At 66.3% G+C, this 17,023-nt stretch carries 18 protein-coding genes and 1 pseudogene; 12 read left to right on the top strand and 7 right to left on the bottom strand.

The features are described 5' to 3' along the window. The first annotated feature begins 75 nt into the window (after positions 1 to 75). Both ACE026_RS12560 and ACE026_RS12565 read left to right on the top strand, forming a co-directional pair. Positions 76 to 692, top strand: a pseudogene (locus ACE026_RS12560) (glutathione S-transferase family protein). A 175-nt stretch (positions 693 to 867) separates the two neighbouring features. Beyond that, the gene (locus ACE026_RS12565) at positions 868 to 1,221 is read left to right on the top strand and encodes a hypothetical protein (RefSeq protein WP_486039257.1); all 354 of its coding nucleotides are present in this window, start codon (positions 868 to 870) and stop codon (positions 1,219 to 1,221) included. 9 nt (positions 1,222 to 1,230) lie between these two features. On the opposite strand, the gene arsC is transcribed toward ACE026_RS12565, so the two are convergent. The 3 genes from arsC to ACE026_RS12580 all read right to left on the bottom strand — a co-directional run bounded on the left by arsC (position 1,231) and on the right by ACE026_RS12580 (position 3,389). After that, positions 1,231 to 1,584, bottom strand: a complete 354-nt coding sequence (gene arsC / locus ACE026_RS12570) for an arsenate reductase (glutaredoxin) (protein WP_486039258.1) — start codon at positions 1,582 to 1,584, stop codon at positions 1,231 to 1,233. Then, a complete protein-coding gene (locus ACE026_RS12575; protein ID WP_486039259.1) occupies positions 1,584 to 2,750 on the bottom strand; it encodes a phospholipase A in 1,167 nt (388 codons plus the stop codon). The genes arsC and ACE026_RS12575 overlap by 1 nt, the downstream gene beginning before the upstream one ends. Before the next feature lie 153 nt (positions 2,751 to 2,903). Then, on the bottom strand, positions 2,904 to 3,389 hold the full coding sequence (locus ACE026_RS12580) for a DUF456 domain-containing protein (protein ID WP_486039260.1): 486 nt from the start codon (positions 3,387 to 3,389) through the stop codon (positions 2,904 to 2,906). A gap of 231 nt (positions 3,390 to 3,620) precedes the next feature. Between ACE026_RS12580 and ACE026_RS12585 the strand changes: the two genes are divergently transcribed. After that, positions 3,621 to 3,824, top strand: coding sequence for a cold-shock protein (locus ACE026_RS12585; protein ID WP_019185917.1), 204 nt, complete (start codon positions 3,621 to 3,623; stop codon positions 3,822 to 3,824). Positions 3,825 to 3,908: 84 nt separating this feature from the next. Here the strand turns inward: ACE026_RS12585 and ACE026_RS12590 are convergent, their stop codons facing one another. Further along, positions 3,909 to 4,394, bottom strand: a complete 486-nt coding sequence (locus ACE026_RS12590; protein WP_019185918.1) for a glycine zipper 2TM domain-containing protein — start codon at positions 4,392 to 4,394, stop codon at positions 3,909 to 3,911. 118 nt (positions 4,395 to 4,512) lie between these two features. After that, on the bottom strand, positions 4,513 to 4,953 hold the full coding sequence (locus ACE026_RS12595) for a hypothetical protein (RefSeq protein WP_486039261.1): 441 nt from the start codon (positions 4,951 to 4,953) through the stop codon (positions 4,513 to 4,515). 95 nt (positions 4,954 to 5,048) lie between these two features. Here ACE026_RS12595 and ACE026_RS12600 point away from each other — a divergent pair, with 95 nt between their 5' ends. Together ACE026_RS12600 and ACE026_RS12605 are read left to right on the top strand one after the other, a co-directional pair. Further along, complete coding sequence (locus ACE026_RS12600) at positions 5,049 to 5,864, top strand: tRNA threonylcarbamoyladenosine dehydratase (RefSeq protein WP_486039262.1); 816 nt, start codon at positions 5,049 to 5,051, stop codon at positions 5,862 to 5,864. 174 nt (positions 5,865 to 6,038) lie between these two features. Next, the gene (locus ACE026_RS12605; RefSeq protein WP_486039263.1) at positions 6,039 to 6,881 is read left to right on the top strand and encodes a hypothetical protein; all 843 of its coding nucleotides are present in this window, start codon (positions 6,039 to 6,041) and stop codon (positions 6,879 to 6,881) included. Positions 6,882 to 6,963: 82 nt separating this feature from the next. Here the strand turns inward: ACE026_RS12605 and ACE026_RS12610 are convergent, their stop codons facing one another. Further along, a complete protein-coding gene (locus ACE026_RS12610; RefSeq protein WP_486039264.1) occupies positions 6,964 to 7,728 on the bottom strand; it encodes a TatD family hydrolase in 765 nt (254 codons plus the stop codon). Then, positions 7,725 to 7,949 carry a DUF6116 family protein gene (locus ACE026_RS12615; RefSeq protein WP_346467986.1) on the bottom strand — a complete coding sequence of 75 codons (225 nt, stop codon included), beginning with the start codon at positions 7,947 to 7,949 and terminating at the stop codon, positions 7,725 to 7,727. The genes ACE026_RS12610 and ACE026_RS12615 overlap by 4 nt, the downstream gene beginning before the upstream one ends. Before the next feature lie 159 nt (positions 7,950 to 8,108). On the opposite strand from ACE026_RS12615, the gene ACE026_RS12620 reads away from it, so the two are divergent. The 7 genes from ACE026_RS12620 to ACE026_RS12650 all read left to right on the top strand — a co-directional run bounded on the left by ACE026_RS12620 (position 8,109) and on the right by ACE026_RS12650 (position 16,967). Beyond that, positions 8,109 to 8,939, top strand: a complete 831-nt coding sequence (locus ACE026_RS12620) for a glycine zipper 2TM domain-containing protein (protein WP_123730792.1) — start codon at positions 8,109 to 8,111, stop codon at positions 8,937 to 8,939. 131 nt (positions 8,940 to 9,070) lie between these two features. Continuing rightward, the gene (locus ACE026_RS12625; protein WP_282262658.1) at positions 9,071 to 9,622 is read left to right on the top strand and encodes a GNAT family N-acetyltransferase; all 552 of its coding nucleotides are present in this window, start codon (positions 9,071 to 9,073) and stop codon (positions 9,620 to 9,622) included. A gap of 91 nt (positions 9,623 to 9,713) precedes the next feature. Then, positions 9,714 to 10,373, top strand: coding sequence for a glutathione S-transferase family protein (locus ACE026_RS12630; protein ID WP_486039265.1), 660 nt, complete (start codon positions 9,714 to 9,716; stop codon positions 10,371 to 10,373). Between the two features lie 46 nt (positions 10,374 to 10,419). Then, a complete protein-coding gene (locus ACE026_RS12635; protein WP_486039266.1) occupies positions 10,420 to 12,699 on the top strand; it encodes a thiamine pyrophosphate-dependent enzyme in 2,280 nt (759 codons plus the stop codon). A 3-nt stretch (positions 12,700 to 12,702) separates the two neighbouring features. After that, entirely contained in the window at positions 12,703 to 14,646 is a 1,944-nt protein-coding gene (asnB, locus tag ACE026_RS12640; RefSeq protein WP_486039267.1) for an asparagine synthase (glutamine-hydrolyzing), read from the top strand. Positions 14,647 to 14,767: 121 nt separating this feature from the next. Beyond that, entirely contained in the window at positions 14,768 to 15,328 is a 561-nt protein-coding gene (locus ACE026_RS12645; RefSeq protein ID WP_486039268.1) for an NADPH-dependent FMN reductase, read from the top strand. 214 nt (positions 15,329 to 15,542) lie between these two features. Next, positions 15,543 to 16,967, top strand: coding sequence for a replicative DNA helicase (locus ACE026_RS12650; RefSeq protein ID WP_121037974.1), 1,425 nt, complete (start codon positions 15,543 to 15,545; stop codon positions 16,965 to 16,967). Positions 16,968 to 17,023: the final 56 nt, after the last annotated feature.

Consider the following 17,023-nt stretch of genomic DNA (forward strand, 5'->3'; position numbering starts at 1 on the left):
GGCCCCGTTTTCCGTTGTCCACCCGTGTGCGCGCCGCGCGCATACTGCGGGCCTTCCCTTGAGAGGCACCGACACATGCGCACCACATTGTATGGATCGCCGAGTACGGCCGCCCTGGTCGTGCACTGGCTGCTGCTGGAGCTGCAGATCGAGCACGACCTGGTGCTGCTGGATTTCGACAAACGCGAGCACAAGGAGGCGGCGTATCTCGCCTTGAATCCCGCGGGCCTGGTGCCGACGTTGCTGCTCGACGGGCAGGTCCTGACCGAGGCGGCGGCGATCGCGCTGCATCTGGCAGACCGCCATCCGGAAGCGGCCCTGCTGCCAGCACCGAGGCCTATCGCTGGATGTTCTGGTGCGCCAATACCGTGCAACCGGCATATCGGGCGTGGTTCTACCCGCAGGAAATGGCCGGCCCCGAGCACGTCGACGCGACCCGCCAGCGGGCGCGCGAGCGGTTGGAAGCCGCCTGGCAGCATCTGGCCGAGCACCTGTCCACGCGCGGCCCGTACGTGCTGGGCGAGTCGTTGAGCGTGGTCGATTTCATGTTGGTGATGCTGATGCGCTGGTCGCGCAACATGCCCACGCCCAGTGATACCTGGCCGGCATTGAAGGCCTTCGCGGATCGCCTGAAAGCACGGCCGGCGTTCGCCGAGGTCTACCGTCGCGAGGGCATCACCGACTGGCGCTGAGTGACGTCAGTCGACGTACTCGTCGAAGATGCGACGCGCCGTAGCCGGTGTAACGGAACAGGCGTCTGCGGCTGCGCCGGGAGCCCGCGTCTTAATTCGGAAAACACGCAATGCTACATTCCGGGCATGCACACATGCCGGCCATGGCCGGATACTTTCGACACGGAGCACGACGATGCCGAGGATGCTTTCCGCCCTGCTGTTGAGCCTGCTGGTCACCGCCTGCAGCAGTGATGGCGAGTTCCACACCGCCCCGCCCAGCCTGCGCGAGGTCACCGCTGCCAACCAGTGCATGCAGCAGTGCCAGCGTCAGTACGACAGTTGCATGACCAGCCGTACCGGGTTTGGCAGCGGCGACAGCTGTGGCGCCGGGGTGGCGACCCAGCGCGACGCGAAGTGCGACAAGATCGACAACCCGGACCTGCGTAAATCATGCCAAGCCAGCAGCGACTACTGCCGCAACCGGCTGCCCGCGCTGACCTGTGGCGAGGATATCAACCGGTGTACCAGCCGCTGCGGAGGCAGCTGAGGCGCGGTTTTACGCCGGCAGGATTTCCAGCAGCGTCTCCGGCGGCCGGCACAGACGTGCACCGCGCGGGGTCTCCACGATCGGGCGGTTGATCAGCTCCGGGTGGGCGACCATCGCCTCGATCAACGCGGCATCGGACAACGCATCGTCGTCCAGCCCGAGCGAACCGTAGGCCGGCTCCTTGCTGCGCAGCAACGCCCGCGGGGCGATGCCCATGCGCGTGATCAGCCCTGCCAGGGTGGCGTGGTCCGGCGGCGTCTTCAGGTATTCGACCACCACTGGCTCGATGCCGTGCTCACGCAGAATCTCCAGCGCCCCGCGCGAGTTGCTGCAGCGCGGGTTGTGCCAGATCGTCACCGCCATCAATACCACTCCAGCAGCGACACACCCAGGCCGACATAGGTGGCCTTGTGGTTGTAATCGATCATGCTCTCGCCGTAGCCATCGAAGATCTGCACGTGGCCGCGCAGCAGGTTGCTGATCGGGAAGCCGTAATCGAGCTGCAGCGCGCCGTGCGAGCGATCACCGCCGCGTAGCGAGTGCCGCGCCATCAGCGAGACCTCGTGACCGTTTTTGTTCCAGGTCAGGGTCGCGTCGCCGCGGCCCATGTAATCGGAAATGTCCGGATTGTTGTCATCCTTGCGGTCTTCCGGAATGCGATACCACGGGCGCAGCACCAGCGCCCAGTTTTCGCGGTCCAGGCCGACAGTGGCGATCACCCGGTTCCAGCTGCGCGACAGGGGGTCGGCGCGGCCGTTGGACATGTGGTTGACGCTGATCCCGCTCATGCGCCCGCGCCAGCCGCCGATCGAGTAGCCGTTGCGGAACATCATCATCACTTCCGGCTCGTAATTGGTCTCACGGAACGGGCGCGAATTGTCGGCGTTGTAGGCCTGCCAGCGGGAGCTCTGTGTGTAGCCGGCCCAGATGTCGCCGTTGTCGCCGAACAGGTTCTCCACGATCTTGGTCTTGAAGCTGAGCTGGAACTTCAGTTCCGCGCTGTCCAGCTGCTGCGAGGTGGTGACGGTGTTGACCGGATTGGGCGACTGCGGCATCTGGTTCTTGTCGCTGGTCCAGAACGCGGGCAGCAGGTAGACCGGTTTGTAGGCGCGCAGCTGGAACGCGCCGAGCTTGGAGTCCTGCGCGAGCTCCCAACGGCTGTCCAGCAGCGAGCCCTTGCCGGCATTGGCCAGCGCATCTTCATGACCGTCGTTCTTGAACACTTCTCCGAGGCGCTGCTTGACCCGCTGCGTCGCGGGCGCGTCGGCGTCGGCACTGCGGGCGGCATGACGTTCTTCCCGGCGCTCCTGCTTGGCGGCGGTCGCGGCCGCATCGGCGGCCAGGGTGACCTCGGGCGTGCGCCCGAACAGCGTGTCGTAGCAGGCCAGGCGCGCTGCGTCGGTGTCCACCAGTGCGCAGGCCTGCGGTGACGCCGGCTTCGGTGCCGCCTCCTGTGCTGCAGCGGGCAGGGCGGTGCCGGCCAGGGCCAGGGCAGTGAACAGGGCGGAGCGGGAATGGGGCAGGGTCATGGGAGCAGGGCCGCGTGACAAGAATGAATGGGTCAACCGACACAGTGTGGCCGCTGAGGAATAATCCCGCCAGCGAACGAGACGGTCGATCTGATCCGGTTTATGCCGGTCAATGGTGTGGTCAGGGCGTGAAGCCCCGGTATGGCGGGCCCCTCAGAAGAACCACGCGAACGCGAACAGGCCCAGCATCGCGGTCACCAGCGCCAGTTTCAAGGCGAACCCGAGCAGGATGCCAAGCCACGTTGCCAGTCCCACCTTGGTCGAGCGGCCGAGCTCGCGGGTATGCCAATACTCGCCCAACAGTGCACCGGCCAGCGGGCCCACGAACAGGCCGATCGGCATGAAGAACACCCCGGCGATGCTGCCGATGAAGGTGCCCCACAGCGCCTTGCGGCTGGCGCCGACCCGCTGGGCGCCGACCACCGTGGCGAGGATGTCCACCGCGAAGGAGAGCAGGGTCAGCAGCCCCAGTACCGCCAGGGGCAACCAGCCCACATGGGAAAAGCCATCTGCCCATGCCGCCAGCAGCAGGCCGGCGAACACCAGGGGAATTCCGGGCAGAGCCGGGAGGATGATGCCGGCGATGCCGACCAGTACCAGGAGGGCAGCTAGCAGATACAAGATGAATGAAGGGTCCATGCTGTCGAGTATGGTTCCTGAAATGGGGTTGACATCGGGAGCTTTTAGCTAGTTGCTTTTTCGTTTTGCCCGGGTTAAGTTGCAGACGCTGAGCTTGGCAAGGTCACCGTGGATCGTGGCCTGATGATGGTAGATCTTCCAGATCCGCTGCATCGTTGCACCCCGCTTCCCCTTGCTGTCAGCCGCCTGTACGGGTGTATCCAACAACAAGACAGTTAGGGAGTAGCTGAGATGGCTGAGAAGGGCACCGTCAAGTGGTTCAACGACGCGAAGGGTTTCGGGTTCATCAGCCGTGAGAGCGGCGAAGATGTGTTCGTGCACTTCCGCGCGATCGAATCCCAGGGTTTCAAGAGCCTGAAGGAAGGTCAAGCGGTCGAGTTCGAAGTGGTCACTGGCCAGAAGGGCCTGCAGGCCGACAAGGTCAAGCCGCTCTGAGCGTAGACCGGGTCCTGCCTGGTTGAAACACGAAAAGGGCCCGCTTGCGCGGGCCCTTTTTTGTCTACGTGTGCGTTGCGCCGATCAGCGCAGGATCACCTTGCCGTTGACCACGCGGACGTAGGTGTTCTCGCGGATGCCACCCAGATCGCGCTGGTTGACGACGACGGTACGGCCGTCATCCATGCGCACGGTGATGTCGAAGGTATCGCTGGTCACGTTCTTCTGGATCTGGTTGCCGGCCAGCGCACCACCCACCGCGCCTGCGGCGGCGGCGATGTTCTTGTTGCCGCGGCTGCCACCGGTGTGGTCGGAGATCTCATGGCCGGCGACCGCGCCGACGATGCCACCCAGCACCGCGCCGGTCGCGCTCGGTGCGCTGCGGCCCGAAGCGACCTGGTTGATACGGGTCACGATGCCGCAATCGGCGCAGCGGTTGGTGTTGTAGTTGCCGCCGGAATTGCCGTAACCGTTGTTGTAACCACTGCTGCCGTAGCCCGGCGAGGTGGTGGCACAGCCAGCCAGGGCGACGGTGGCAACGGCAGCGGCGGCAATCAATTGAATCTTCATGGTGTATCTCCTGGCCAGAGGGGTGGTCGAATGCGTCTGGTGCGCATGGAGCAGATCGTGTCCTGTGCTGCGTGAACAGCGTGCCAATCCCGGGCCGCCAGCGTGGCTGGAAGATGAATCAGCGGAAATCCTGGTGGCAGGCCTTGCAGTCGGTCTGGATCTTCTCCACCAGCGTGGCCATGCCCGGGCAGTCGGTCGGCGGTGCGGCCAGGGCCTCATTGAGGGTGGCGCGCAGCGCGCTGGCGTGCTGCTGGAAGCCTTGGCTGTCCTTCAGGCCGGGAAAGGCCAGGTCCAGATCATTGGAGAGCGAGCGCAGGGTCTGCAGGCGCGGCACCGTGTCGGCCAGGCTGCAACGGTTCTGCGTCTGCGCGGCCTGCAGCAGCTGCACCTGGCGGTTCATCACGTGCATCAGCGAATCCGGGAAGGGGTCCTGGCGGGCCTGGATGGCGCGCGAGACCATGACGGTGGCGATCAGGCCGATCACCAGCCCGAGCAGGCCCACGAACAGGTAGCGGTAAGCGGCGGACGGGCGGCGCGACGGGGTCACGGGGTCGTTCATGGTGAAGGGCTTCCTGAAAGGTGGCTGCGGCGATGGTACGACGCGTCCTGTCCACGGCGCGTCCCGGACCGCCCAGTGCGCATTAAAATAGGGGCATGAAGAACGACGTACTGCGCGAACGATTTGCCGGCATCGACCGGCTGTATGGGGTGGGCACCGTGGATCTGCTTGCCACCCGCCGGGTGGCGGTGGTGGGCATGGGCGGCGTCGGCTCGTGGGTGGTCGAAGCCCTGGCGCGCACGGCGGTGGGCCATCTGACCCTGATCGATGCCGATGACATCTGCGTGTCCAACACCAACCGCCAGCTGCCGGCGCTGGCTGGCCAGTACGGCCGCAACAAGGCCGAGGCGATGGCCGAGCGCTGCCGCGCGATCAACCCGGACATCAGCGTCGATGCGGTCGCCTCCTTCTTGACCGTGTCCAACATGGTCGAGCTGCTGGACCGCGATTTCGATCTGGTGATCGATGCCTGCGACAGCTTCCGGGTCAAGGTCGAGACCATCGCCTGGTGCCGCCGCCGCAAGCTGCCCATTCTCACTGTGGGGGCGGCCGGTGGCCGTACCGATCCCACCCTGGTGCGGATCCGCGATGTCTCGCGCACCGAGCACGACGCAATGATGGCGCTGATCCGCAAGAAGCTGCGCAGCGATTTCAACTTCCCCAAGAACGCCTCGCGTTACTTCGGCGTGCCGGCGGTGTACTCGCTGGAAAACGTGAAGTACCCGCAGGCCGACGGCAGCGTGTGCGGCATCCGCCCGAACCTCGGCGCCGACGCGGCGCTGAAACTGGACTGCGGCGCCGGGCTGGGCGCGGCCACGCATATCACCGGCGCGTTCGCGTTTGCGGCGGTGGGCAAGGCGCTGGAGATGTTGATGAAGCCGAAGAAGCGTGCGGTGCCCGCCGAGGGCTGATCCCGGCGGATCCAGCTGCCGCCCGGTGGTAGAGCCGACCGTTGGTCGGCTGCTGTGGGCCAATTGCTCTCAACGCTCGGCGTTGGTCGTCCTGGGGCGGTCATACCCGACGTGTCAAGTTGCAGGCAACGCTGCGAAATGACATGGTCCAGCCATTGATTCCGGCGCAGTCGCATGAATTTTCTCAAGACGCTCTTCAAGTCGTTCAAACGGCGGCACACCGCTCTGCGTGGCGCTCCGGCGGACCCGTCCGCAAGCGCGAATGTTGCTACGGAAGCAGTGACCCAGGCCAGCACTGAGGGTGATGCAGCCGATGAAGCAGCGCGACGTGCAACGAGCGATTGCCTCGACCGTCACTGGCAGTCCGTGGGCGTCGTCGAGCAGGACGTTCTGGGGCATGTCATCAGTCCCAGCTTCCTTGGCGGGCCCGATTGGCCTTCGACGCGGCAGGCATATCGCATCGTGCGTCGGGGAGATTCGGTCATTATCGCTACGGACGGATTGTCGGATCCATTCGACAGTGCGCCTGAGCTGGGCAATGGTTTCGAGATGGAGCTCTTTCTGGAAACCGGGGATCTTGCCGAAGGTACTCGAGGCGCAGTCGGCGACGTCAGTCCGTTGATGCGCAGCTGGGCTTTCGATGTAGTGCGCACGGTTGCTTCGACCGTCGCCAATGCTGGTGGCATCCGGCACCAGCTGGAGACTTACGGGGTGCTGTCACTGGAGTTGCCCGGTGCCAGCGAGGCGCCTCACCTCACCGATCAGATACCCGCGCGATTCGTCACCGAGGACGATTGCGTGGGTGTGCTGGTCGGCGGCCCGGCGCCGGATTTCGCGACACGTCTGGAAGGGATGCCGCTTTCGCCGGTTACCCTGGTGCCCGTGGTGCTGATCACTGCAGCAGAACTTGAGCACGTGCGCGCGGGAGGCAGGAAGGCCAGGGAAGCACTGGTGCAGCAATTGACTGCCGCAGGGCATGGGCACAGGAGTCGGTTGGACCGTCCGGCTCTGGTCTGACGCGGCGCAGTGGGGATCGGGGAGAGCACCGGACGACGAGCGGGTCCAAGCGTGCTGCTGAAATAGCCGGCCGCGGTCGGCCCTACGCCAGGGCGAACAGGCGTCGCGCATTGGCCGTGGTCTGCGCGGCAATCGCCTCGGCCGGCTCCCCGCGCAGCCGCGCCACCGTCGCCAGGATCACCGGCAAGCGTGCCGGCTCATTGCGCTTTCCACGAATCCCCGCATCCGGCTGATCCGGCGCGTCGGTCTCCAGCAGCAGCTGCTCCATGGGCATACCGGCCACCAGACGGTGCAGGCGCTGGGCACGGTCATAGGTCAACGGGCCGCCCAGCCCGATCAGGAAGCCGAGCTGGTGCAGCTGCCGCGCCTGTTCCGGGCTGCCGGAAAAGCTGTGCACCACACCGCGCAGCCCGCCGATCTGCTTGATCGCGGCGATCACCGCATCCACCGCGCGGCGCGCATGGACGATCACCGGCAGGTCGAAGTCGCGCGCCAGCCGGAGCTGCGCGAGGAAGTAGTGCTGCTGGGCGTCCGGGTCCAGCCCCTCGACGAAGAAATCCAGCCCGCACTCGCCCACCGCGCAGGGGCGCTCGCGTTCGAGCCACACGCGGAGTTCCTGCAGGTGGTCCGGACGGTGCTGGTCCAGAAACATCGGGTGCAGTCCATAGGCCGGGTGCAGACCGTCAGCCAATCGGCACGCATCGCGCAGGCCGGGCCAACTGGCGGCAGTAACGGCCGGCACGACCTGGGTCATGACGCCGGCCGCGCGGGCGCGCGCGATCACCTCAGCGCGATCCGCATCGAACTCACCCGCATCCAGGTGGCAGTGGCTGTCGATCAACCTCACGCGCGGCGCTTGCTCGGCAACGGCGGGGGAAGCTTGTCGCCGCGTCGCTTCCAGTTGGCCAGCAGCAGCGTGCCCAGGCCGAACAGGATTTCATCCACGAACGGCAGCGGATCGGGAATCACCAGCGTCACCGCGAACAGCGCGGCGGTGATCTTGAACAGGGTGGGGTAGCGCAGCCGACGGGCCCATTCCAGCACCGGCAACAGTATGGGATTGGACATGAGGCACTCCTGGGCAGATGCTGTAAACGCTATCACGAGCCCACGGCTCACCGAACCTGAATGGGCGGCAGGATGTTCACGATCCGTGGAGATTCCGTTCAGGGTGGCCGTGCTGGAATTCACTCAAGAACGTTGCGGATCGTCCGCAAGGAGCCGGTTATGAAAAGTACAACTACTACTGCGTTGGTCGCTGCGGGTGCGCTGCTGGTTGGCGGTATCGCCACCGCTGCCTTCATGAAGGGCGGCAGTTCCTCGCCCGATGCGGTCACCGCTGCTCAGACCCGGCCCACTCTGGACACCACGCCGCTCGCCGACGATGGCGCGCGCACCGATCAGCTGGCCATTGAAGACAAGGCCGGCAAGCTGGAATACGCCGACATCGTCAAGGTCGATCCGCTGACCAAGAAGGAAAAGGCCTACGCCACCGTGATCGGCACCGAGCCGGTGCGTGAGACGTCCAGCACGCAGACGCCGCATGAAGTCTGCCAGGACGTGGTGGTGCAGGAACGCCTGCCCGAACGCGACGGCAATGTCGGCGGTACCGTCGCCGGTGCCGTGATCGGTGGCCTGCTGGGCAACCAGGTCGGTGGTGGCAATGGCCGCAAGGCAGCCACGGCCGCCGGTGCCGTTGCCGGCGGCATGATCGGCAACCAGGTGGACAAGCGCCACGTGGGTGGCCGCGTGGTCAACCGTACCGAGCGCCAGTGCCACACCGAAACGGCGACCTCCGAGTCGACCCGCGTCACCGGCTACAACGTGACTTACCGCAATGAAGACGGCACCACCGGCACCATGCGCATGGCCAGCAAGCCGGGCAACCGCATCCCGATGGGCACCACCAATGCGGTCACCGGTTACAACGTGACCTACCGTTATGACGGCGCCGAGAAGACCGTGAAGATGGACAACAAGCCGAGCAGCGATCGCCTGCCGGTGATCGACGGCCAGCTGGTCACCCAGACCGCTGCACTGGATGCGAACAGGCAGTAAGTTCCTGTCGCGTCAATGCACCACCAGCACGCCGGCATCTGCCGGCGTGCTGCGTTTTGGGGTCAGCCGCACGGCACGCCGATCAGTGCATCTGCGATCATGCCGGCACGCATGCAACCCATGAGGACGCCATGAGCATTTTCGACCTCCGGCTGGAGACCGACCGTCTGATCCTGCGCCCACCGCGCGCCGAGGATTTCGATGCCTTCCTGCGCTTCTGCTCGGACCCGGAGGTGATGCAGCACCTGGGTGGCGTGCAGGCCCCGTCGCAGGCATGGCGCAGCTTCAGCTGCCTGGTCGGCAGCTGGCATCTGTACGGATTTTCGATGTTCTCGGTGATCGAAAAGAGCAGCGGTGAGTGGGTCGGCCGCATGGGCCCCTGGCAGCCGCTGGACTGGCCGGGCACCGAGGTCGGCTGGAGCATCCGCCGCGAGAGCTGGGGCAGGGGCTATGCGCCCGAAGCGGCCGTGGCGAGCATGGACTGGGCGTTCGACACGCTGGGCTGGGACGAGGTCATCCACACCATCGATGCCGCCAACGAAAACTCCAAGGTAGTCGCGCGCAAGCTGGGCAGTTCGCTGTTGCGCATGGGCGAGCTGCCGCCACCGCATGCCGGCAAGCCGATCGAGATCTGGGGCCAGTCGCGGCAGCAGTGGCAGCAGCGCCGCGCCGGGCAGCGGTGATGCTGCACCCGCGCTTGGCAAAGGCGATGGGGTGAGGCCAGACTCGGCAGCGCGGGCAAGCCGCCCGCGGTGCATGCGCAAGAGGGTAGCGATGACGTCGTTGCGGGCTCCATTGACGGTGTACGGCATGTCCGTGTCGGGCAACTGCCACAAGGTGCGGATGCTGCTGGAGCAGCTGGGCACGCGCTACCACTGGGTCGAGGTCGACAGCGCGCACGGCCAGACCCATACGCCGGATTTCCTGGCGATGAATCCCAATGCCAAGGTGCCGGTGGTGCAGCGCGATGATGGGCGGGTGCTGCCCGAATCCAACGCGATCCTGTTCTGGCTGGCCGAAGGCACGCCGTACCTGCCCACGGATGGCTGGGAGCGCGCACAGACGCTGCGCTGGATGTTCTTCGAACAGTACAGCCACGAACCGAGCCTTGCGGTCGCGCGCTTCATCAGCGGCTGGACGCCGGTGGAGTCAGCGCGGCGTGCCGAGCTGCCGCGCCTGCGCGAACGCTCGGCACAGGCCTTGAGGGTGATGGAAGAGCATCTGGCCACCGCGCCCTGGTTCAGCGGCCGCGCGTACGGCATCGCCGATATCGCGCTGTTCGCTTACACCGATGTCGCGGCCGATGGCGGCGTCGCGCTGTCACCGTATCCGGCCGTCCAGGCCTGGCTGCAGCGTGTGCGCGAGCAGCCGCGCTTTGTCCCCATGCCCGAACCGCTGCCGGAGGTGCAGGCCCTGTTCGCGCAGTCCCGCTGAGTTCGTGCGGTTATCCGCCTACGCAACACGTCCCGGAGGGTGATGCATGTTTGCCGTGGTTCCCGATCCGATTCCCGCGCGCATGAAAGGCCTCAACCGGGCCGAGATCTGCGACGCCAACTTCATCGATTTCGTGCAGCAGTGGCGTGGCGAGCCTGCGCCGAGGCCAGCCCCCGGCAGCCCCATCCTGCCCGGCAGCACGCTGGATGCGCAGGGCTTTGCCGAGCTGTTCGAATCCCAGCTGATCAGCCGCCACCTGGACCTGATGGCGCGCGTGCTGCGGGTGCAGAACAAGGTCTTCTACACCATCGGTTCGTCCGGGCATGAAGGCAATGCGCTGGTGGCGCGGCTGGCCCGGCACACCGATCCTGCCTTCCTGCACTACCGCTCCGGCGGCTTCATGGCCGAGCGCTTCCGCAAGCTGCCGGGCATGGATCCGGTGATGGATGCGGCGCTTTCGTTTGCGGCCAGTCGGGACGATCCGGCCAGCGGCGGGCGCCACAAGGTGTGGGGCAGCAAGCCGCTGTGGGTACTGCCGCAGACCTCCACCATCGCCTCGCACCTGCCCAAGGCCCTGGGCACCGCGCTCGCCATCGAAAGCGGGCGACGCATTGGTCACACGCTGCCGATTCCCGAGGACAGCGTGGTGATCTGCTCCTTCGGCGATGCCTCGGCCAACCACGCCACCGCGCAGACCGCGTTCAACACCGCGGCGTGGGCGGCGTACCAGCGGCTGCCCGCGCCCGTGCTGTTTGTCTGCGAGGACAACGGCATCGGCATCTCGGTCAAGACGCCGGACGGCTGGATCGCGCAGAGTTTCGCGCACCGCCCGGGTCTGGATTACTTCTTCGCTGATGGGCTGGATCTGGTCGAGGGGCATGCGCAGGTCGAGCGCGCGCTGGCCCATTGCCGGCAGACCCGCCGCCCGACCTTCCTGCACCTGCGTACCACGCGTTTGATGGGCCATGCGGGCACCGATTTCGAGATCGAATGGCGGCCGTTGCCGGAGCTGTGCGCGGCCGAAGCCAGCGATCCGCTGCTGCGCTCGGCGGCGATCGCGATGCAGTCCGGGTGGATGACCGCCGCGCAGGTGCTCGATCTGTACGAGCGTGTGCGCGCGCGCTGTTTCGCGGCGGCCGCCGAGGCGGACCGACGCCCGAAGCTGACCGCTCTGACCGAGGTCATCGCCCCACTGGCGCCGTACTCGCCGGCGGCGGTCCATGCCGAAGCCACGCGGGTGGCCGCCGATGACGCGCGCGCTGCCGCATTTGGGGGGGCGTCGCAGTTGCCGGAAACACAGCCGCGGCGCCATCTGGCGATCCAGATCAACCAGGCGCTGCACGATCTGATGGCCAAGTACCCGGCCACGCTGCTGTTCGGCGAGGACGTCGCGCAGAAAGGTGGGGTGTACACGGTCAGCAAGGGCCTGCTCAAGGCGTTTGGCCCACGCCGCGTGTTCAACACCCTGCTGGACGAAACCATGATCCTGGGCATGGCGCAGGGCCTGGCCAATCTGGGCATGCTGCCGATCCCGGAGATCCAGTACCTGGCCTACCTGCACAACGCGGCCGACCAGCTGCGTGGCGAGGCGTGCTCGCTGCAGTTCTTCTCCAACGATCAGTACCGCAACCCGATGCTGGTGCGCATTGCCGGGCTTGGTTACCAGAAGGGCTTTGGCGGGCATTTCCACAACGACAACTCGATCGCTGCGCTGCGCGACATCCCCGGCCTGGTGGTCGGCTGTCCCTCGCGCGGCGACGATGCGGCGATGATGCTGCGCACCTTGGCGGCGCTGGCGACGGTCGATGGCCGCGTCGCCGTGTTCCTGGAGCCGATCGCGCTGTACATGACCAAGGACCTGCACGCGCCGGGCGATGGCCAATGGCTGTTCCCGTATCCCGCACCGGAGCAGGCACTGGTGCTCGGCGAGGGCCGGGTCTACGCGCCGGAGGCCAGTGACCTGGTCATCTTCACCTACGGCAATGGCGTGCCGATGAGCCTGCGGGCGGCACGGGCGATCGAGCAGCAGCTGGGCTGGCAGGTGCGGGTCGTCGATCTGCGCTGGCTGGTGCCGCTCAATGGCGGTTTCATCGCTGGCCAGGCTGCCGATGCCCAGCGCGTGCTGGTGGTCGATGAGGGGCGGCACAGCGCCGGGGTGGGCGAGGGCGTAATCACCGCGCTGGTCGAGGCCGGGCTGGGGCACCTGCCGATCCGGCGGGTCTGCGGGGCCGATACCTACACGCCGCTGGCGGGGGCAGCATTGTGCGTGCTTCCAAGCGACAATGCGGTATTGAACGCCGCCCTCGCGCTGGCGCAGGACCATTGATACATGTGTGGATTGGCAGGCATGTTGCTGCCCGCTCCGGCTAGGGAGCAGGCAGCACTGGAAGAACAGGCGCGGCGCATGGGCGACGCATTGGTGCACCGCGGCCCGGATGACAGCGGGGTGTGGGCCGATGCCTCGGCCGGCATCGCGCTGGCGCATCGCCGGCTGAGCATCCTGGACCTGTCGCCGCTGGGCCATCAGCCGATGACCTCGGCCGATGGCCGTTATGTGCTGGCCTACAACGGCGAGGTCTACAACTTCGCCGAGCTGCGCGCCGAGCTGGAAGCGCTGGGCCACGGCTTCCGCGGCCATTCGGATACCGAAGTGCTGCTGGCCGCGATCACCGAGTGGGGCTTCGATGAGACCCTGCAGCGCAGCAACGGCATGTTCGCCATCGCTTTGTGGGACCGCGCCGAGCGCTGCCTGTGGCTGGCCCGCGACCGGGTCGGCAAGAAACCGCTGTACTACGGCTGGGCCGGTGAAACGCTGGTGTTCGGCTCCGAACTCAAGGCCCTGTGGCAGCACCCGGCCTTCGACAATGAGGTCGACCGCGATGCGCTGACCCTGCTGCTGCGGCTGGATTACATTCCCGCGCCGCACTGCATCCACGAACGCTGTTTCAAGCTGATGCCCGGCCGCGTGCTGCGGCTGGATGCCGAGGCGGTGGCCGCCGGCGCTGCCGCGCATCGCCCGGACCAGTTGCAGCAGCCGTTCTGGAATGCGCGCGAGCGCATGCAACAGGCACTCGCCGCGCCGTTCACCGGTAACGATGCCGAGGCCGAAGAACGTCTGGATGCCGTGCTGCGCGACGCGGTGGCGCTGCGCATGGTGGCCGATGTGCCGGTCGGCGTGTTCCTCTCCGGCGGCACCGATTCCTCGGTGGTGGCCGCCTTGATGCAGGCACAGTCGAGCCAGCCGGTGCACAGTTTCAGCATCGGCTTCACCGGTTCGGACCATGACGAGGCGCCGCTGGCCAAGTCGCTGGCCCAGCACCTGGGCTGCGATCACACCGAGCTGTATGTCAGCGGTGCAGACGCGCTCGCGGTGGTGCCCAGCCTGCCGGCGATGTTCGATGAACCCTTCGCCGATGCCTCGCAGGTGCCCACGGCGCTGGTTGCCAAGCTGGCGCGGCAGGGCGTGACCGTGGCGCTGTCCGGCGACGGTGGCGATGAACTGTTCTTCGGCTATACCCGCTACCAGCGGGCGATGCGCAACTGGCGCCTGCTGGGCAAGGTGCCGGCGCCGCTGCGCCGCTGGATGGCCAGCCATGCGCACACGCAGGGCGAGGCCTCGCGCACGGGCGGGCTGGCCGCGCTGCTGGCCGAGTCGGGCGCGCGCGGCATCGGCGATGTCTACCGCAACCGCATTTCGCGCTGGCGCGATCCGGTGGCCGCCGTTCGTGGCGCGCAGGCGGCTGGCAGTTTCTACGACCTGGCCGATCCGCTGCATGGCGCCGGCTCACCGGCGGACGCGATGATGCTGGCCGATTTCAGTACCTATCTGCCGGATGATCTGCTGTGCAAGGTGGACCGCACCAGCATGGCGGTCAGCCTGGAAGCGCGTGCCCCGCTGCTGGACTGGCGGGTGGCCGAGTTCGCCTGGTCGCTGCCGATGGCGATGAAACAGCGCGATGGCGTCAGCAAGTACCTGCTCAAGCGCGTGCTGGGCCGCTATGTGCCGCAGGATATGGTGCACCGCCCCAAGCGCGGCTTCGGGGCCCCGGTCAGCGCGTGGCTCAAAGGCGACCTGCGTGGCTGGGCCGATGAACTGCTGGATCCGGCGCGGCTGGCCGAGGAGGGGGTGTTCAACGTCGAGGCGGTCGCCCCGCTGTGGCAGCAGTTCAAGCAGGGCGAGCGCAAGTGGCACACGCATCTGTGGAACGTGCTGATGTTCCAGGCCTGGCAGGCGCATTGGCGCAACGCACGCGCCGAAGTGACGCGCGCATAGCGCCACGCGTGCGGGTACGTCTGGACGGAAGGCAGCCACCCATGGGTGGCTGACGTCGCCTTCACCGTTGCCGAAGGTGGGCCCGCCTAGGCTGGGCCTTTCCCCCAACGGAGCGAACGTGATGGCCGAATACAAGATTGCCGTACTGGTCGGCAGCCTGCGCAAGGGCTCGCACAATCAGGCGTTGGCCCACGCGCTGGAGAAACTGGCCGCCGGCAAGGCGGTGTTCTCCTACGTGGAGATCGGCGACCTGCCGTTGTACAACCAGGATTTCGACAAGGACTACCCCAGCCAGGGCGTGCGCTTGAAGCAGCAGATCCGCGATGCCGATGCGGTGCTGTTCGTCACCCCCGAATACAACCGCTCCGTCCCGGGCGTGCTCAAGAACGCCATCGACCTCGGATCGCGCCCGTATGGCGACAGCGCTTTTGCCGGCAAGCCGGCGGCAGTGATCGGCGCCTCGATCGGGGTGATCGGCACGGCGCTGGCCCAACAGCACCTGCGCAACATCTTGGCTTACCTGGACATGCCGGTACTCGGCCAGCCCGAGGCCTTCCTGCACTTCAAGGAAGGGCTGATTGACGCCCACGGCACGATCAGCAACGAGGGCACCAAGGACTTCCTGCAGGGCTTCGTGGACAAATTCATCGCCTGGGTCGGCACCCACGGCGGCACGCACTGATCCACCGCGGGCGGGTCAGGCTTCTGCGATAATGGCGTGGACGGACGTCGCAAGGGCGTCCGTCGCACGCGATGCGACGGCCCCGGCCGATCGTACCGGCAGGCGCCGGTATCCCCAGCTCATCCACTGTTTATCCACAGGTTTGTGCATGGCTGCGGGGCGCCCCGCGTGCCTACCATGTCCTACGCCTCACACTGCAGGAAATACGCCCCCCATGTCCGCCCGTTCTGGCTTCCGTTCCGACCGCAAAGACCGCGGTGACCGCTTTGATCGCGATGAGATGCGCATCGACGCCCTGCGCGTGCCGCCGCATTCGATCGAGGCCGAACAGGCGGTGCTGGGCGGGCTGATGCTGGCCCCGGAAAGCTATGACCGGGTCAACGACCAGCTGACTGAAACCGACTTCTACCGCCGCGATCACCAGATGATCTACCGCGCGATCCGCGAGCTGTCCGAACGCGACCGCCCGTTCGATGCGGTGACCCTGGGCGAGTGGTTCGAATCGCAGGGCAAGATGGAGCTGGTCGGGGATGGCGCGTACCTGATCGAGCTGGCCAGCACCACGCCGTCGGCCGCCAACATCAGTGCCTACGCGGAGATCGTGCGTGACAAAGCGGTGTTGCGTCAGCTGATCCAGGTCGGCACCGATATCGTCAATGACGGCTTCCAGCCCGAAGGCCGCGAAAGCAGTGAGCTGCTCTCGGCAGCGGAAAAATCCGTGTTCGCGATCGCCGAGCAGGGCGCGCGCGGCCGCACCGATTTCGTGGCGATGCCCGGTGCGTTGAAAGACGCGTTCGAAGAGCTGCGCAACCGCTTTGAGAACGGCGGCAACATCACCGGCCTGCCGACCGGTTATACCGATTTCGATGCGATGACCGCCGGCCTGCAGCCGACCGATCTGATCATCCTGGCTGCGCGACCGGCCATGGGCAAGACCACGCTGGCGCTGAACATCGCCGAGTACGCCGCGATCAAGTCCAAGAAGGGCGTGGCGGTGTTCTCGATGGAAATGTCGGCCTCGCAGCTGGCGATGCGTCTGATTTCCTCCAACGGCCGCATCAACGCCCAGCGCCTGCGTACCGGCCAGCTGGAAGATGAGGATTGGAGCCGGGTGACCGGTGCGATCCGGATGCTGAAGGAAACCAAGATCTTCATCGACGATACGCCCGGCGTGTCGCCGGAGATCCTGCGTTCCAAGTGCCGCCGCCTCAAGCGCGAGCACGACCTGGGCCTGATCGTGATCGACTACCTGCAGCTGATGAGCGTGCCGGGCAACAGCGAAAACCGCGCGACCGAAATCTCGGAGATCTCGCGTTCGTTGAAGGGCCTGGCCAAGGAACTCAACGTGCCGGTCATCGCGCTCTCCCAGCTCAACCGCTCGCTGGAAACGCGTACCGACAAGCGCCCGGTGATGGCCGATCTTCGTGAATCCGGCGCTATCGAGCAGGATGCGGACATGATCGTGTTCATCTACCGCGACGACTACTACAACAAGGAAACCTCGCCGGACAAGGGCCTGGCCGAGATCATCATCGGCAAGCACCGAGGCGGCCCGACCGGCTCGTGCAAGCTCAAGTTCTTCGGCGAATACACCCGGTTCGACAACCTGTCGCACGATTCGGTGGGATCGTTCGAGTAACGCCGAAGGCGTTACGGTAGTGGGGGGGGGGGGGGGGGGGGGGGGGGGGGGGGGGG

The sequence above is a fragment of the Stenotrophomonas sp. AGC87 genome (assembly GCF_057333975.1).

What these genes read in the sequence shown, in the direction of transcription:
- ACE026_RS12615 (WP_346467986.1), bottom strand. Translation starts at nt 7,949, where the DNA reads ATGTCCAATCCCATACTGTTGCCGGTGCTGGAATGGGCCCGTCGGCTG.
- ACE026_RS12595 (WP_486039261.1), bottom strand. Translation starts at nt 4,953, where the DNA reads ATGAACGACCCCGTGACCCCGTCGCGCCGCCCGTCCGCCGCTTACCGC.
- ACE026_RS12580 (WP_486039260.1), bottom strand. Translation starts at nt 3,389, where the DNA reads ATGGACCCTTCATTCATCTTGTATCTGCTAGCTGCCCTCCTGGTACTG.
- ACE026_RS12620 (WP_123730792.1), top strand. Translation starts at nt 8,109, where the DNA reads ATGAAAAGTACAACTACTACTGCGTTGGTCGCTGCGGGTGCGCTGCTG.
- ACE026_RS12600 (WP_486039262.1), top strand. Translation starts at nt 5,049, where the DNA reads ATGAAGAACGACGTACTGCGCGAACGATTTGCCGGCATCGACCGGCTG.
- asnB (WP_486039267.1), top strand. Translation starts at nt 12,703, where the DNA reads ATGTGTGGATTGGCAGGCATGTTGCTGCCCGCTCCGGCTAGGGAGCAG.
- ACE026_RS12635 (WP_486039266.1), top strand. Translation starts at nt 10,420, where the DNA reads ATGTTTGCCGTGGTTCCCGATCCGATTCCCGCGCGCATGAAAGGCCTC.
- ACE026_RS12630 (WP_486039265.1), top strand. Translation starts at nt 9,714, where the DNA reads ATGACGTCGTTGCGGGCTCCATTGACGGTGTACGGCATGTCCGTGTCG.
- ACE026_RS12585 (WP_019185917.1), top strand. Translation starts at nt 3,621, where the DNA reads ATGGCTGAGAAGGGCACCGTCAAGTGGTTCAACGACGCGAAGGGTTTC.
- ACE026_RS12590 (WP_019185918.1), bottom strand. Translation starts at nt 4,394, where the DNA reads ATGAAGATTCAATTGATTGCCGCCGCTGCCGTTGCCACCGTCGCCCTG.
- ACE026_RS12650 (WP_121037974.1), top strand. Translation starts at nt 15,543, where the DNA reads ATGTCCGCCCGTTCTGGCTTCCGTTCCGACCGCAAAGACCGCGGTGAC.
- ACE026_RS12605 (WP_486039263.1), top strand. Translation starts at nt 6,039, where the DNA reads ATGAATTTTCTCAAGACGCTCTTCAAGTCGTTCAAACGGCGGCACACC.
- arsC (WP_486039258.1), bottom strand. Translation starts at nt 1,584, where the DNA reads ATGGCGGTGACGATCTGGCACAACCCGCGCTGCAGCAACTCGCGCGGG.
- ACE026_RS12575 (WP_486039259.1), bottom strand. Translation starts at nt 2,750, where the DNA reads ATGACCCTGCCCCATTCCCGCTCCGCCCTGTTCACTGCCCTGGCCCTG.
- ACE026_RS12625 (WP_282262658.1), top strand. Translation starts at nt 9,071, where the DNA reads ATGAGCATTTTCGACCTCCGGCTGGAGACCGACCGTCTGATCCTGCGC.
- ACE026_RS12565 (WP_486039257.1), top strand. Translation starts at nt 868, where the DNA reads ATGCCGAGGATGCTTTCCGCCCTGCTGTTGAGCCTGCTGGTCACCGCC.
- ACE026_RS12645 (WP_486039268.1), top strand. Translation starts at nt 14,768, where the DNA reads ATGGCCGAATACAAGATTGCCGTACTGGTCGGCAGCCTGCGCAAGGGC.